The organism is Algoriphagus antarcticus (assembly GCF_002150685.1).
Classification (GTDB): Bacteria; Bacteroidota; Bacteroidia; order Cytophagales; family Cyclobacteriaceae; genus Algoriphagus; species Algoriphagus antarcticus.
In genome coordinates this window covers 1-16,595 of sequence record NZ_MSSW01000010.1, presented here as the reverse complement: position 1 = coordinate 16,595, position 16,595 = coordinate 1, and the positions used below count along the sequence as shown (strand labels likewise).

Here is a 16,595-nt window from a genome sequence, read left to right as displayed (position 1 = left end):
CACGCCTCAAGACTTACACCATGTGGACTTCCTTTCTTTTTGATCTCTAGTAAAAAATATAAGGGCTACACTTCCTTCATCGCACATGTTTCTAACAAATTCGATAGGAATGTAGCCCTTCGTTAAGGCTGATTGGCCAACTAACTCCAAGAAAATTTTAAAGCTAGATGGCTTACGTTTATCAATTAAAACATCCTTTTGAAAGTTTCCTCCAGATAAAGTGAATCCATAACTCCACGAACTTCCATTTTCACTTCTACCCCATCTTCTTGCCAATCCAGATACAGCATTCCAAAATTCAACTTGGCGATCAAGTCCCCAGTCCTATACTGATTAGGCTCGTCTTTATACTCTCTCCACGTGTGAGTCAGACCACTTGAAGTCACTTCATAAACCGGGTGATCGATTCCCGGCACTTCCATTTTGCTGATCTCAGCGATATGACGGTCGCCACTTAATAAGACCACACCGTTTGTCTGGTATGTCCCGATCAGGTTTAGCAGTTTTTCTCTTTCATAAGGGAAATTGGCCCATTTCTCAAACTGATGATCTTTTGGCAAAACCTGGATACCTGATCCGATTATTGTAACCTGAGCATCGTTATTTTTCAGTTCATCCTCAAGCCATTTCCATTGCGTATCGCCTAGAATTGTGCCTGTTTCATTGGGGATGTATGTTCTGTTTTCCATCCCAATGGTATCTCTGAAATATCGTGCATCAAGTAAAATCACTTTTACTCGTTTTCCTTCCGGGCCATAGGAATAGGCGCCGTATCCTCCTTTTTTGTCCCGAAGCGGGCTTTCCGCAGGCACATCGAGGAAGTCATACATCAGGTCTCTACTTTCATCTTTGTATGGATATTCATTTCCAGCGTCGTTCTTTCCAAAGTCATGATCATCCCAAATCCCGACGATAGGTGTTTTTGCTTTTAGTTTTTGATAAGCAGGAATTGAGTTTTGCAGCTCATACTTTTCCTTCATGACAGCCATAGAGTCAGTATCTCCATAGATGTTATCCCCAAGCCAGATGAAAAGATCCGAATTATGGGAAATGATTGGTTCCCAAAGTGGCTGTGGCTCATCCTGTCGATTACACGATCCAAAGGCAATAACGTCTATAGGTTCTACTACATTCTGCTCGATTTCTACACTTGTCTCAGCCTGCTGTTTGCAGGAGAAAGCGATGGATAATATAAAAACTGTGGTAATAATTCTTGACAGATTCATGGTTTTTTGATTGTTCGATACAAATCTAAAGTGCCTGAATGAGCTTGTATGTTAAAATTTAACTTTTGAGTGGATCTTAACAAAAAGGTAATTTGGAAGCGTAAGAAAAGATGGATTATTAAACGATGCCAAATCGTCCACTTCTCCATTTTGAAATGATGATGAAACTACCTCTTTTTTATTTTCCAATAATTTCTCTGTGAGACCTCGTTTCAAAGAAGAATTCGAGCCTCGACTAAACCACTAACATTGAAACCTAGCCCTCTGGAATCAAATAAAAGTAAAGGTAAATTGAAGCATTTGAAATAACTTGGAATGTATAGGTTAACCAAAAAATTATGAGCAGCACAAGTCATCATGATGAAAAAATAGCAAAAATGACCTTCGCATCGGTTTATCCACACTATGTCACAAAGGTGGGGAAGAAAGGCAGAACAAAGGCAGAATTGCATCAGGTGATCGAGTGGCTTACTGGCTACTCTGAAAAAGAGATAGAGGAGCAGATTACTGAAAAGTCGAGCTTTGCACAATTCTTTCAGGAGGCAAAATTAAATCCCAATACCCACCTGATCACCGGTAGCATTTGTGGCTATCGCGTAGAAGAAATCGAAAATCCACTCACACAGCAGGTAAGATATTTGGATAAGCTGGTAGATGAATTGGCCAAAGGCCGCAAAATGGAAAAGATATTGCGGCAGACTTAAGTGGTATTTCATAAATTTTCTCCTCAAAACCTTCGAGGAGATTCCTCCTTCGTCGGAATGACACCTCAAAGGTTAATCAAAATCCTTCGCCGCGCCGCCGCGCCGTTGCGAGAGACCCAAAACACCGAAGGTTCTCACTCGCTCTTCAAACTATTCACCGGATTCATCAATGCGGCTTTGATCGATTGAAAACTGATCGTGAACAGCGCAACTACAATGGAAAGCAATCCTGCAATCCCAAATATCCACCAGTGAATCGGCACTTGATAAGCAAAGCCTTCCAGCCATTTATTCATCGCAAACCAGGAAAGTGGAGTAGCTACGACTATCGCTACCAGTACCAGCTTAATAAAGTCTTTGGATAGCAATCCTACGATGCTTCCTATATCTGCTCCAAGCACTTTTCGGATGCCGATTTCTTTGGTTCGCTGCTCAGCGGTGTAAGTCGCCAATCCCAGCAATCCCAGACAGGCAATCAAAATAGCAAGCACTGAAAATGTCGTAAAGATCTTTCTAAATCTGAAGTCTGACTGATACTGCGTATTAAAATCCTCATCTAGAAAGCTATACAGGAATGGACGCTGTGGAGCGAGTTTCTTCCAAATTTCTTCCACTTGGGAAAGAGTTGCAGGAAGGTCCTCTCCGGTAATTTTCAATGATAAATAGCGGCTTGCATACGGTTCAAAAGGCAAGGTCAATGGCTCGATAGTTCGGTGCAATGAGATGTAATTGAAATCTTTCACTACGCCGATTACCTCTCCAGATCTTCCCCACTGGTCAAACTTTTTGCCTATGATATCCGCAGGATTTGAATAGCCATACTGTCTGGCAGCTGCCTCATTCAGCACTAAAGCTGAACTGGAATCTGATGGATAATCTCTGGAATAAGATCTACCTGCCACCAATTCAAGATTGTAATGATTGACAAAATCAATCCCGACTTGGAAAATTGGTTGTGCTTCGCCTACCAATTCCCCATTGGCACTTTCTATTGTCGTATAGGCATTTGGGAAATAGCTTCCAGGTACGCTGCGTGAAAAAGCAGCAGAAGTTACTGAGGGGAGGTTTTCCATTTCTGTTTTCAGTGCGGAGGACATAAAGTTAACCTGCTCGTCATAGTTGTAATCCAGCACCAGCATCTGCTCTTTGTCAAAGCCCATTTCCTTATCCAATAAATGGCCCATCTGAGAATAGACGATCATCGTCCCGGCGATCAGTGCTATCGAAAGGCTAAACTGAAAAATCACCAGCCCTTTTCTCAAGAAAACTCCTTTGGCACTGGACTTATTTATGCCTTTTAGGATCATAACAGGTTGGAAACTGGAGAGCACAAACGCAGGATAAGAGCCTGCGAGCAATCCAACGAGCAGCATTATTCCCAAGAAAAACGGAACCGTTTGCCAATTGACGACCTGAGCCAAATCGAATACTTTACCTGTGAGATCATTCATCATCGGAAGCGATACGGAAACAAATAGTATAGCTACCAAAGCTGCCAGGAATACAATAATCAGTGATTCTCCGAGAAACTGAAAAATCAGACTTTTGCGGTCAGCACCGATAGATTTGCGAATCCCTACTTCCTTGGCTCGCTCCATAGATCTTGCTGTGGACAAATTCATAAAGTTGATCATGGCGATGATCAGGATAAATAGTCCGATCATGGAAAACACGTAGATATTCGACAGAGAGCCGGTTTCTCCAGGTTGACGATCTGCAGTAGTACGGAGATAGACGTCTTTGAGTGGCTCCAGTCTAATGGTGTATCCGAATTCCTCAGAATCAGTATTTCCTCGCTGGATAAAATCTGGAATTTTTGCATGAAAGGCTGCTTGTCCAAATTGCTCATTGACCAACAAATAGGTATAAGTATCTACGTAGCCCCAGTCATCAAAAATTTCTGGTCTAGACTGCTTAAAAGTACTAAGAGATAAAAGCGCGTTGAACTTAAAATGCGAATTGCCAGGCACATCTTTCATCACACCTGTGACGGTATAGTCTCCGGCATTTGCTCTACCCGCAGATTCGCTTCCTTTCAGTGTTTTGCCTAAAGCATCTTCATCACCAAAATATTTCTTCGCAGTACTTTCTGTCAGTACAATGCTAAAAGGCGCAACCAGCGCAGTTTTGGGATTACCTTCGATCAGCTCCCAAGAAAACACATCAAACACCGTAGAATCCATAAAAAACACACCATCTTCTTGCTGTGTCGTCTCCCCATAGCTGAGCAATAAATCAGAACGTCCGGAGAACTGCACAATTTTCTCAATCTCCGGGAATTCATGCTTCAGAGCCGGACCTACCGGAGCATTTCCCCAAACCCAGAAAGGCTCAGCTTCTGATCCTTCCGTCACTCCTTCCGGAGAACTCGATCCATGCGTGACACGGTAAATTCTGTCGCCTTTTTCATGGTAATTGTCATAAGAAAGATCATCCTGCACAAACATAAAAATGAGAAGGCAGCAAGCCATGCCTACGCCCAATCCCAGAATGTTGATGACGGAATAAACCTTCTTTTTCTGTAGATTTCTCCAGGCGATTTTGAAGTAGTTTTTGAGCATTTCGAATGCAATTGGAAGTTTGGAATTACTTGTCTGTGGCGGATTGAAAGATTTAACTCAGTTATCTAAACTCTATATCTCTTGATTCTAATTTATCGAATCTTGGTACTTAGTACTAGATACTTTTTGCTATGACTCAATTGAACTCCAGATTGATACTTCCACCGGAGCTTTGCATAGTGACCGGAACACCACCACCATTTATTTTCCCTAGAATCCTATCCTTCTTTACTTCTCCGCTGAAATTAGAAAGTTTAGAATTTACTCTTCCACCGCTAAGGTCAAGATCAAGACCCAAACCTTTCGGAACTACTGCTGTAATACTTCCTCCGCTACTCTTCATGGTTAGTTCTCGCTCTACATTGGAAAGTTGAGCTCGAATAGATCCTCCGCTTGTACTGGCAGCAATGCTGCCATTGATATCTTCCAAATTCACACTGCCTCCAGAAGTGTTAACATTCAAATCACCGGTGAGTTGGTAGACTTTTACTGATCCTCCACTGCTCTGCACATCGAGGTTTCCTTCAAAATTCTCAACTCGTAGCGACCCTCCAGAACTGTGTGTATTCACATATCCACTGCTGTTTATAACTTGGATACTTCCTCCGCTTGTAACTATTTCTTGCTCTCCAATTAATCCATCAACTGAAATCGATCCTCCACTGGATTGAAATTTTGAAGACATTTCGGTCGGCACTTGAACCTTGAATGAAAGATTCAATTTACTTCGACCGCTGTTGTTTTTCTTTTTCGCTATCACAGAAATGGTGTTTCCATTTTGACTGATGTCTAAGTTGTAATTGTCCAATTCCCGCTCTACCTCCGCATTTTCCAATTGTATTTCCTGTCCATTCAGCTTCACATACATATCGACGATTACTTGTCTTCCACTTGCACCTGTGACAGCAACTGAGGCACCCGAAGTTTCTACTTTGAGATTGCCGGAACCTTTGAGCGTAAACTGCTTGCTGAGGTATGGATCCGCTTTAAAATCTGATGCAACAGCAGGAAATTGCATGGAGAGTAAGACAAGAACTAAGAAGGCTGAAAGTAATTTCGAGAGTTTCATAAATATTGGGCTAAGCTGGACAGTTGTCATTACCAAATTTATTCCCATTAGTATGCCACTAAAAAAAGTCAATAATTTCGCTGGAAAGGGACATTAGCGATTTATTAGCAATATTTCTCGGACAGTTTTGTCCGCTCTCGGGCAATGTTTATCTATTATTTTCTATCATCTAGTTTGCCACTTCGACATTCGAAATTCATCATTGTACATTCATTATTACAACTGTTCTCACTTGGACGATAAGACCTATAGTTCAGGCCTGCTTGCTGTAAACAGGTTTCCAGATTTGGACCTAATCCAATGCAGTCTCCTGCCTGCCTTAAATCACCAAGTCTCTTGTTTGCTTTTACTCTTGTCCACCTCCCGATGTCGGAATCAGGACTAAGGATTAAAACTATTTCGCTCTTTTGGAAATTTTCGGAAGCTTAGTTTATCGAAAAATGCCAGCCCTTTAGGCCGGGCTAGATTATTTTGGGCTTTCCCCCCTATTTCAAGAGGTTAATTCACAAGCTGTACTCTGCCAAAATCTCTGCGACCTTCGTGGTTAATAAAAAAACTACATCAACCATTCGCTTGATTCGGCTCTTTACTTCCCTGAAAACTGTAAATCAAATACCCCAAAGAAGGTAGAATAAACAAGCTTCCCACCAACAGTGCCCAAGCTAGGGTATCTATGGGTTTTCCAATTGCTGAGGAATTAAAAACCGAAAGATTTTCACCTGATTTGGTGATGATGATGTCTGGAAAATAATGATATCCGAAGGCCAAAAGAATCGCAGTCACCACAAAACCGCTTAGAAAACGAACCATCATTTTATTGCCTTCTTTTAATTTCATCCATAAAACAACCACAGCGATAGTAGCCAGCACCAACGTCCCAATAGTAATCCACTCTTTCAAAAGCAAGCCTACCAAAGGCACTTCATCTATAATGGAAGCAGCGAAAACCAAACCGCCTGCTATCACTGTAAAAACAATAAACAGCTTTGCTTTACCTATGATTACCGATTTTACCTTAGGCTTTTTGGCTTCGCCAACCAAAAAAACAGAAGCTAAAAACCCACAGATAGCTACTGTGAATACACCTACGGAAATACTAAAAAGATTAAACCAAGGATGGATATATGCTTCGTAAAACCCCATGGCTTCAGGATCAATCTGACCGCCAATAGCTGCTCCGAAGATCAGCCCTAGAAAAAATGGCGTAATAAAGCTGGAATAAGTAAAAATGAAATTATAGACTTTCTGCATATCATCCTGATACGCATCGTAATGCCGGAAAACGAAAGCCGTTCCCCTTCCAATAATCCCTATAAGCATCAGAGCCAAAGGAATATGCAGATGTACAGAAAGCGTGGTATAAATCGGGGGAAAACCCACAAATAGAATCACAATGGCAATAATCAGCCACATGTGATTTGCTTCCCAAATTGGCCCAATGGTCTTATAGGTAGTATCACGAAGCTGTTCACGCATAGAGGCCGGAGTGAAGATCTCAAGAATACCGGCACCAAAATCAGCTCCACCAAGGAGAACATACATCAACAGTGACAGGCAAAGAAAAATGATAACTACGTATAGCATAATTTTTAGCTTATGTGTTGGACGATGCCTGTGAATTTTTCTTCAATGAATCAGGTACAGCTTTGATCTGTCTATAGAGCAAAAATGAAACTATGCCAGCAAGCGAAACATAAATCGCAGTGAATATGAAAAATGAATACTTAATCCCAGGAATTGGCGTCACGGCATCTTTGGTCAGCATAATTTCATAGATAATCCACGGCTGTCTTCCTACTTCTGTGACAGTCCATCCAGCTTCCAGCGCAATAAATCCCAAGGGAGTGGCCAAGGCAAAAAGCCAAAGAAACCAAGGCTTGAGTTGCCAGTCTTTCTTTTTCCATAAAGAAAGAAAATACAACAAACTCAAGCCGACCAGAACCATCCCCAACCCTACCATGATCTGAAAAGCATAATGTACCACCGCGACAGGTGGATGATATTCTTCAGGAAACTGATCCAGACCAATTACTTCTGCTTCAAAATCTCCATGAGCAAGGAAACTCAGAGCACCCGGGATTTTAATCGCATAGTTTACTTCCTTCGCCTCTACATCGGGAATGCCTCCGATAATCAAAGGTGCAGACTTGCTAGTTTCAAAATGTGCTTCCATCGCTGCCAGTTTCGCTGGCTGTCGGACGGCAATATCTTTGGCAGAAATATCTCCTGAAATAGGTTGAAGTAGCGCTGCAATCGCTCCAAAAACAATGGCAATGGTAAAAGCTTTTCGATGAAATTCTCTATTTTTTCCCTTCAATATCATATACGCATGAATACCCGCCACTGCAAAACCCGTGGCCGTAAAAGCTGCCAAGCTCATGTGCAAGGCTTGTGTAAACCAAGCATCATTGAAGAGCGCGGCAACAGGATCAATATTAAGAAACTTGCCATCCACGAAATCAAATCCACTAGGGCTATTCATCCAGCCATTTGCCGCGACCACTAATATTCCTGATGCCAAGCCGCTAATTCCCACCACTACTCCGGTGAACCAATGGAACCAAGGTTTGAATTTTCCCCATCCGTAAAGAAAGAAGCCTAAGAAAATCGCTTCAATGAAAAAAGCCGTCCCCTCCAGTGAAAAAGGCATTCCAAAAATAGGCCCTGCATGAAGCATAAATTCCGGCCAAAGCAAGCCTAGCTCGAAGGAAAGCATGGTGCCGGACACCGCACCTGTGACAAAGAAAATGGCCACTCCCTTACTCCAGGCTTTGGTCAAATCCATGTACAGCGGATTATTCGTTTTTAGATATTTATAATGGGAAGTCGCCATGAAAAATGGCATTACCATACCAATACAGGCGAAAATGATATGGAATCCCAGGGAGAGTGCCATCTGAGACCGGGCAGCAAAAAGATCATCCATTGAATAGCAAAGGGTTAGTTTTTGAGGAAAAAATCTCCTTGAAAAACGATCAAACTTCTTTAGTCATTGACGCAGTTAAGAGCAGATTAGTTCGTCAGGTTGACCACTAATTTAATTAAAAATCAGTTGACGGATAGGCTTCAATAGGATTTACCTATCAGAACTTCTATCACCGAAAGACTTTAATTTCTAAGTGATTGACAAAAAATCTATTATGAGTGTTCGCAATCCTGCATGTTGCCAAATTAATTACTGATATGCTTCCTAAAATCCCCCTTACCCCCTTTGAGAAAGGGGGAATTTGATCCGATTTAAAATCAAGATTTAGCTTTTTTCCGGAACATGCAACAAAGCGAATACTCATTAAATCTATTGTCCCCAATTGGATAAGAAGGATATCTTTTTGATATTTTAATGCTAAATAATGTTTTTATGTACGTCAAAAGATATTACAGTTTTTGGATGACCGTTCGCTGGTCCAGGTACTCTTTGATTTCTGGTATTCTGTATTCCTTTGTTATCATCGTATAATATGAGATTACATCCATCCCATTTTCCTTACCCTGGCAGCCAATATCTGTAATTGGTGTAGCAGTGGCATTCTTTCTTGGTTTTAAAAACAACAGTTCCTATGACAGAACCTGGGAAGCCCGGAAAATATGGGGATCCATTGTCAATGAAAGCAGAACTTTCGCAACAGCTGTTCTTAGTCTACCCAGTCAAAACTTGCCAAAAGAAGAAAAAAAGAGAATTATTTACAGGCATCTCGCATGGCTATTGGCATTAAAACATGTGATGAGAAAGGAAAAGACATGGGAGCATAATCTGCCGGTAAAAAAGCTGAATTTCATCCCTGGGTTCATCAAAGAATACTACGATGGTATGTTTGTTGAAATTGAAAAATATGTCTCAGAAGAAGAGCTGACCAGTATCAAAAATACTTCTAATATCCCTTCTCAATTACTTAAAATCCAAAGTTATGAAATTGGCAAGCTCAATGAACAAGGGTTAATTAGTGACTACAAACAAGTTTGGCTTCATGAGTTGATTGGTCATCTTTTTACGCATCAAGGAATGAGCGAACGGATTAAAAACTTCCCTTTTCCAAGGCAGTATGCTTCAACCGGTTTATGGATCACTTATATATTCTGCGCGTTGATTCCATTCGGACTTTTGGATATTTTTGAGCAATCCAGAGTTTTGCATTACTGGTTGACAATCCCCTTTTCTGCTATCATTATTTGGATATTTTTTCTTGTGGATAGGATTGGAGATTATTCGGAAAACCCATTTGAAGGCGGGTACAATGACGTGCCTATTTCATCCATTGCACGGGCGATAGAAATAGACCTACTGGAAATGCTGGAGGAGGAAAATATTCCTAAACCATATGCTATTGAAAATGGCTTTTTGATGTAGAGAAATTTCGAGCGCTGAAAAGACTGAATTAAAAGGAAGACTTTCGAGGTTTTAGGAACCTAAAAGGTCATAATAATCACTGCGTCCTCTGCGAAAACCTCCGAGTCCCCTGCGGTAAAAAATTCTAACAAAAAAATCCCTCAAACTTCTGCTTGAGGGATGGAGTGGATTTACTCCTACTTATCTTTTTCTGATACTGCTTGAGCCTGAAGTCCTGATATCACCCAATTGCGGAGAACCAGTATAAGTTACATCTCCAGAGCCTGAAGCACTCACGGATACTTTTCCCAAGTCACCCACATGTGTATCTCCCGAGCCTGACTTGCTTACTTCCAACCTACCAATTGCAAGGTTTTCTCCATAGAAATCACCTGAACCTGATTGCTTGATTTCAGCGTCTTTTACGGAACCGCCTTTGATTTTGAGATCGGCCGAACCCGAAATAGAAACAGATAACTCTTCCGATTCAAGCTCATCCATAATAACATCCCCTGAACCAGAAAGTCCAACGTAAAACTCCTCAGATCTTACGGGTGAAGTCACTTCCAGCGTACCTGAACCAGAGCATTTTACTCCTTCAAGTTCCTTGTAAGTGATGTAGAATTTCAATCTGACATTGTTATAGTTTCCTTTTACCAAACCTACACTCAATACATCTCCGTCAATCTCAGTTTTGACTTTATTCAGTTCGACTCCTCTAACTTCGATTCTTACTTCTTCAGTATCTCCTTCAGTCATGATTACCTCCCAGCTTCCGCCAGAATGTACTTTGGTAAAGTGTCCGGGAGTTCTTGTTTCCGAGGATTGTGCTTGAACGCATGATACCATAACCATTGCGGTGAATGCAAATGCTAATATTCTTGAATAGCTTTTCATGATGCTTTTATTAAAATATTGGAAAATTTTTAAAGTGATAAAAACTGAATTGTTCCTAAATGATTATGAAGCTGCAGAATGTTAAGAATTAAGGCTTCACTTATCAGATGCAGCATTTAACAAAAAGGTTGCACTTGCAGATCTTCATTCTCTTCACTTTTCTCTTGCATCTTTCTCTCTTCTATAGTCTCTAAATTCTTGACTCTTGATACTTCTTACTTATTACCTGCTACTCTTTAAATCACTCGCTCTTAATACTCTTCACCGGATTTGCCCAAGCTGCTTTCAATGACTGCGACATCACGGTGATGGCTGCTACTGCTCCGGCAATCAGCCCTGCCCATAAGAACACAGTCCAACTGATGCCAACATTATATGCGAAGTCTTCCAGCCAGCTGGACATCCCAAACCAGGAAATCGGAATAGCGATCAAAAAGCCGATCATCACGAGCTTCAGAAAGTCTTTTCCAAGCAGCACCAGAATATTTGCTGTCTCCGCTCCCATCACTTTGCGTATCCCTATTTCGCGTGTACGCTGCTGGGTCGCAAAAGTAGTCAGCCCAAATAAACCTAGAATAGAGATGATCACAGCCAAACCTGAGAAGAAAGTGAAAATGGTTTTGACTCTTTGCTCGGCGGCGTATTGCTCATTGAATCCTTGATCTACAAATCTTGGCTCAAACGGAAAACCCGGTCTGAGAGCTGCCCATTCTTCTTTCAAGTAGGCTAATGTTTCCTCACGCTGATCTGCGTCAATTTTGATACTCATCACATTATTTCCATTGGTACCGATCTCAAAGAGAAGCGGAACGATGGGTTGGTGCAGGTTTTCAAAGTGAAAATCCTTCATCACTCCAGTTACAAATCCTCTTTTACTTCCATACAAAAACTGTTTCCCAATCGCAGCTTCAGGACTTTCCCATCCAATCTCCCGAATGGCTGTTTCGTTGAGAATGAAAGCTTCTGTGGAATCACTCGCTCGAAGCACATCGAAATCACGGCCTGCTGCCAAAGGAATACCATAAGTTTTGAGGAAATTATGGCTTACGTCAATATCTGCAATCCGAATTTCGAGTTGAGTAAGTTTCCCATCGATTTCCACTGAACTTCCCTGATTGTCCAGCAATCTGCCTGAAGGAGCTCTACTTGATACGGTGACTGCCTGTATTCCTGTGTGACTTTCCAGCCGGTCTTTGATGATGTTATAATTATGCTGTATGGCAGGACTGGTAGGCAACAGCACAATATCTTCTTTTTCAAAGCCAAGATCTTTGCTTTGCATGAAATCCAACTGATTCACCACCACCAGCACTGCAACTATCAGCACGACTGATATCGCAAACTGCCCCACCACCAAAACAGAACGGAATTGCTCATGGCTTTTACCTGCTTTAAATACTCCTTTGAGAACTTTTCCAGGCTGAAAACCCGAAAGAAAAAGCGCTGGATAACTTCCGGAAATCAAGCCTACCACTAAGATTAAGCCAAGGATTCCGATTAGAAACTCTGGATTTTGAATGAAATTAAGACTAAGCTGCTTTTCTGTAAAATCAGAAAACATTGGAAGAAAGAAATTGACTAGAACCAGCGCGATCACCATCGAAATGGTGGTCAGCATAAAGGATTCTCCCATAAATTGTCTAATCAAATTACCTTTATCTGCCCCCATCACCTTGCGCAAGCCTACTTCCAGAGACCTCAAAGATGACCTTGCTGTAGAGAGATTCATGAAATTGATACAGGCAATCAGCAAGATGAACAGAGCCACAGCCAAGTAAATATACACGTAGGCGATGTCTCCATTTGCCTCGATTTCGGTATCCAGATTGGAATAAAGATGAATATCTTCCAAAGGCCATAGGTACAATTTCGTCCCTGTGGACATGGGAGTTCCAGCTTGAGTTTCTCCCATATATTTATCGATCAGATTGGGGAGTTTTCCTTCGAAAGCCAATCGATCTACGCCTTCATTCAATCGCAAATAAGTGGAAAAACTATTGCTTCCGAAATTACCCATAAAGGCATCAGGTCCACCATAAAACATCACTACTGGCAACATCGAAGCGAAAAAGGTAGGATGAAAATGAGAATTGTCTGGAAAATCCTCGAAAACTCCCCGTACTTGAAATGTAAACTCTTGACCACTAAGATTTATCAGAAGCTCTTTCCCCATCGGCGAACTATCCCCAAAATACTTAATTGCCGATGACTGAGAGATCATCACACCATCGTTTTGTTCCAATGCTTTTTTGGAATCCCCTTCCAAAATCTTAATAGAAAATATGTCAAAAACCTCAGGATCTGCAAAGGTGAAATGATCTTCAATGAATTTAGTATCTCCACTGGTCACCAATGGATTAGATTCCAACATTCTGGCAGCAAAAGCCACCTCGTCTGGATATTCGGCTTTGATCAATGGCCCAAAAGGTGGCGCAGTATGTCCCAAGTGAAGACTAATCTCACCGTCTGGATTGAACCAAGCTCTGGAAACCCGAACGACCCGGTCAGAATTTGCATGGAAGGTATCGTAGCTGAGTTCATGCTGTACAAATAGGAAGATTAAAATGCTAACCGCCATTCCCACAGCCAATCCAAACACATTGATAAACATGTAGAGTGGATTTTTACGTGTATTTCTGATAAGTAGTTTTTTAGCATGATGTGACTGGTTGAAAGATTTTAAAATTCTAAAATTGACTCTACTCCGAAAAGGCATTCTTCCTAAAATAAGGGCCCTTTAAAGGAATTTAGAGCGGATATTTTCACTAAAAACTAGTTATAGGAGTGGACTCAAAAGCGAAAGATTTTAGCAAGGTATTGTCGTTAGGTGATAAAGTAGGAAAGTCTATATATTAAAATCTTGGTTCTTGGATCCAATCTCTTGAATCTCCCCTCTTGATACTTGCGACTTTATTCCAGCTACTTCTTTATCACCTTGGTTGAGCCCAAATTGCCCTTACTTATATCCGTGGGATTTCCACTGTAATACACATTCCCAGAGCCAACTGACCCGACGGTAAGTTCTCCTTCTACGCCAATATGAATGTTCCCAGAGCCAGCTTTCCCGATTTTCACGTCTCCGCACACTAGGTCAATTCCTTTGAAATTACCCGATCCCACCTGACCAATATTGACATCCCCTACATTTCCTTCTGTAATGGACACATTCCCAGTACCGCTCATTCCAATATTCAGGTTTTTGGTATTGAGTAATTCTAACTCCACATTACCAGAGCCAGCTTGACCGATACTGAGCTCATGAGTGTACACATCAGAGCGTACCATCATATTTCCTGATCCAGCCAAACCTAAGCTTTCAAGTTTTTTAATAGTGACATAAACCGTGAAATCCCTGTTGTCATCATCATCGTCTCTAAGTTCGATTTCCAGTTTACCGTCTTCCACCTCGGTGGTCACCTCGCTCAAATCAAATCCTTTGGACACTAGCTTGACTTGATTTACATCTCCAATACTTATTATGACATCCCAGGAGCCAGAGGAATTCACGCCAGTGAAATGGCCTGGTTTACGAGTTTCGGTTTGTGCTTGAGCAGTAGTCCCCATCAGAAAAAGTAGAAGGACAAAAGCAGTTATTTTAGAAAAGGTCATAGTGAATTGGTGTAAGTACTAATTCCCTATTACTTTTCAGAGATTGTGCCAAGGGGAAAAAGTACCTCTACAGTGATAATAACAGTATTTCACATAATCAGCCTGTCCGAGGAGGTGTTATTTTGTTCGCTAGCGAACGATTAAAACGGTTAAATCTCTTAATACGATTTTTCTTTAAAACCCATATTCCCAAAACTCTAGAGAGTATAAAGAATTCATTTACCAAATTCACTTTCTATTTCTCAAGCTGGCGACACAATCCCATTTCGACCTTTTTCCCTACCTTTGACCTTTCTCAAAACCAAAAACCAACCCATTTCCCAGATGGCTACAAAAAAAATTCAATCTGCCCTTATCTCTGTCTTTTATAAGGACAATCTCGAACCTATTATCGCCCTTCTGAAAAAATACGGTGTGAAGATCTATTCTACCGGTGGCACTCAGAAATTTATCGAGGAGCAAGGTGCAGAAGTGATCCCTGTGGAAGAATTGACTAGCTATCCTTCCATTTTCGGTGGAAGAGTAAAAACCCTTCACCCTAAAATTTTTGGTGGAATTCTTTACAGAAGAGACAATGAAGATGATGTGGCGCAGGCCGGAGAATATGATATTCCGGCGATTGATTTGGTAATTGTGGATTTATATCCTTTCGAAGAAACTGTAGCTTCTGGAGCATCTGAAGCGGATATCATTGAGAAAATCGACATCGGAGGAATCTCTTTGATTCGTGCTGCTGCGAAAAACTTCAAGGACGTGACCATCATTGCTTCCAAAGATCAGTACGCAGAATTGGAGCAAAGACTGACTGCTCAAGTAGGATCCACTAGTCTTCCTGACCGTCGTTATTTTGCGGCTCAGGCATTCCAGGTTTCTTCTAATTACGATACACATATCTTCAAATACTTCAATAGGGAGGAAAATATTCCTGCGCTGAAAGTATCTGAAACCAAATCCAAAGCACTTCGCTATGGAGAGAACCCACATCAAAATGCCCATTTCTACGGAAATATGGACGAGCTTTTTGATCAGTTGAACGGCAAAGAACTTTCCTACAACAACTTGGTCGATGTGGATGCAGCCGTGAATTTGATTGGTGAATTTAAAGGTGAAACAGCCTTCGCGATCTTGAAGCATACCAATGCTTGTGGTGTTGCTTTGGCACCTACAGTAAAGGAGGCATATCAGAAAGCCTTTGCAGCAGATACTACTTCAGCTTTCGGTGGTGTTTTGATCACCAACCAAACCGTAGACAAGGAAGCAGCTGAAGAGATGCATTCGTTGTTTTTCGAAGTGTTGATCGCTCCGGCTTTTACGGAAGATGCTTTGACAGTATTGAAAGGCAAGAAAAACAGAATCCTTTTGGTTCAGAAAATGGAACTTCCAGGAACTAAGATGATGAAGACCTTGCTCAATGGAGTAATCGAGCAGGATAAGGATTTGGCTACAGAAACGAAAGCTGATTTCAAGGTTGCTACCAAAAAAGCGCCAACTGAAGCTGAGCAAGAAGCTTTAGTATTTGCTGCAAAAATCTGTAAGCATACTAAATCAAATACGATCATCTTGTCTAACGACACGCAACTTTTCTCCAGCGGAGTTGGTCAAACCTCCCGAGTTGATGCTTTGCGCCAAGCTATTGATAAAGCAAATGCTTTCGGCTTTGACTTGAATGGCGCTGTGATGGCTTCTGACGCCTTCTTCCCTTTCCCGGATTGTGTGGAGATAGCAAAAGAAGCTGGAATCACAGCAGTGGTTCAGCCAGGAGGTTCGATCAAGGATCAAGATAGCATTGACTATTGCGATGCAAATGGAATTGCTATGGTGATGACGGGAGTGCGACACTTCAAGCATTGATTTTAGAATAAAGAGTCTAGAACCAAGAGTTAAAACCTTCGAGTCCCGCGTATTCCGGAGTTCGAAGGTCTTTTATTTACCGCTGAAATCGACATCAAAATTGAATAGCAAATTCAAAAAATAGATGAAATTAGGCTATGGGTAAGTGTGAAAAACTTATAGCAAAAATCCTCTCCGGAAGATCAGACGCTAACATTACCTTTCCAGAATTGAGGAAGTTGATTTTGATTTTTGGGTTTTTTGGAGATAATAAAAGGAAGTCATTACATATTCAGCAAGGACGGTGTGGAAGAAATCCTTAATCTTCAGGAAAAAAATGGTAAGGCAAAACCTTATCAGGTAAAACAAGTAAGC

The 16,595-nt window shown here is 41.3% G+C and carries 11 protein-coding genes; 3 read left to right on the top strand and 8 right to left on the bottom strand.

All coding sequences use genetic code 11. The features are described 5' to 3' along the window. Nucleotides 1–185: 185 nt before the first annotated feature. Nucleotides 186–1,226, bottom strand: a complete 1,041-nt coding sequence (locus BVH04_RS06070) for an alkaline phosphatase D family protein (RefSeq protein WP_086540503.1) — start codon at nt 1,224–1,226, stop codon at nt 186–188. Between the two features lie 338 nt (nt 1,227–1,564). On the opposite strand from BVH04_RS06070, the gene BVH04_RS06065 reads away from it, so the two are divergent. After that, nucleotides 1,565–1,930, top strand: a complete 366-nt coding sequence (locus tag BVH04_RS06065) for a DUF2200 domain-containing protein (protein ID WP_086540501.1) — start codon at nt 1,565–1,567, stop codon at nt 1,928–1,930. Between the two features lie 134 nt (nt 1,931–2,064). On the opposite strand, the gene BVH04_RS06060 is transcribed toward BVH04_RS06065, so the two are convergent. The 4 genes from BVH04_RS06060 to BVH04_RS06045 form a co-directional block, all read right to left on the bottom strand. Beyond that, a complete protein-coding gene (locus BVH04_RS06060) occupies nt 2,065–4,491 on the bottom strand; it encodes an ABC transporter permease (RefSeq protein ID WP_086540500.1) in 2,427 nt (808 codons plus the stop codon). A gap of 136 nt (nt 4,492–4,627) precedes the next feature. After that, entirely contained in the window at nt 4,628–5,560 is a 933-nt protein-coding gene (locus BVH04_RS06055; protein ID WP_140160534.1) for a DUF4097 family beta strand repeat-containing protein, read from the bottom strand. A 561-nt stretch (nt 5,561–6,121) separates the two neighbouring features. After that, nucleotides 6,122–7,144 carry a cytochrome d ubiquinol oxidase subunit II gene (locus BVH04_RS06050; RefSeq protein ID WP_086540496.1) on the bottom strand — a complete coding sequence of 341 codons (1,023 nt, stop codon included), beginning with the start codon at nt 7,142–7,144 and terminating at the stop codon, nt 6,122–6,124. A 10-nt stretch (nt 7,145–7,154) separates the two neighbouring features. After that, entirely contained in the window at nt 7,155–8,486 is a 1,332-nt protein-coding gene (locus tag BVH04_RS06045) for a cytochrome ubiquinol oxidase subunit I (protein WP_086540494.1), read from the bottom strand. Between the two features lie 537 nt (nt 8,487–9,023). On the opposite strand from BVH04_RS06045, the gene BVH04_RS06040 reads away from it, so the two are divergent. Continuing rightward, nucleotides 9,024–9,905 (top strand): bestrophin family protein, encoded by an 882-nt coding sequence (locus BVH04_RS06040; protein ID WP_317045485.1) that lies wholly within the window; start codon nt 9,024–9,026, stop codon nt 9,903–9,905. A gap of 180 nt (nt 9,906–10,085) precedes the next feature. Here BVH04_RS06040 and BVH04_RS06035 read toward each other — a convergent pair whose 3' ends face one another. The 3 genes from BVH04_RS06035 to BVH04_RS06025 all read right to left on the bottom strand — a co-directional run bounded on the left by BVH04_RS06035 (nt 10,086) and on the right by BVH04_RS06025 (nt 14,390). Continuing rightward, on the bottom strand, nt 10,086–10,781 hold the full coding sequence (locus tag BVH04_RS06035) for a head GIN domain-containing protein (RefSeq protein WP_086540492.1): 696 nt from the start codon (nt 10,779–10,781) through the stop codon (nt 10,086–10,088). A 241-nt stretch (nt 10,782–11,022) separates the two neighbouring features. Further along, on the bottom strand, nt 11,023–13,392 hold the full coding sequence (locus tag BVH04_RS06030) for an ABC transporter permease (protein ID WP_240510843.1): 2,370 nt from the start codon (nt 13,390–13,392) through the stop codon (nt 11,023–11,025). A gap of 308 nt (nt 13,393–13,700) precedes the next feature. Then, nucleotides 13,701–14,390 carry a head GIN domain-containing protein gene (locus tag BVH04_RS06025; protein WP_086540488.1) on the bottom strand — a complete coding sequence of 230 codons (690 nt, stop codon included), beginning with the start codon at nt 14,388–14,390 and terminating at the stop codon, nt 13,701–13,703. Between the two features lie 324 nt (nt 14,391–14,714). Between BVH04_RS06025 and purH the strand changes: the two genes are divergently transcribed. Beyond that, nucleotides 14,715–16,241 carry a bifunctional phosphoribosylaminoimidazolecarboxamide formyltransferase/IMP cyclohydrolase gene (gene purH, locus BVH04_RS06020; protein WP_086540485.1) on the top strand — a complete coding sequence of 509 codons (1,527 nt, stop codon included), beginning with the start codon at nt 14,715–14,717 and terminating at the stop codon, nt 16,239–16,241. Nucleotides 16,242–16,595: the final 354 nt, after the last annotated feature.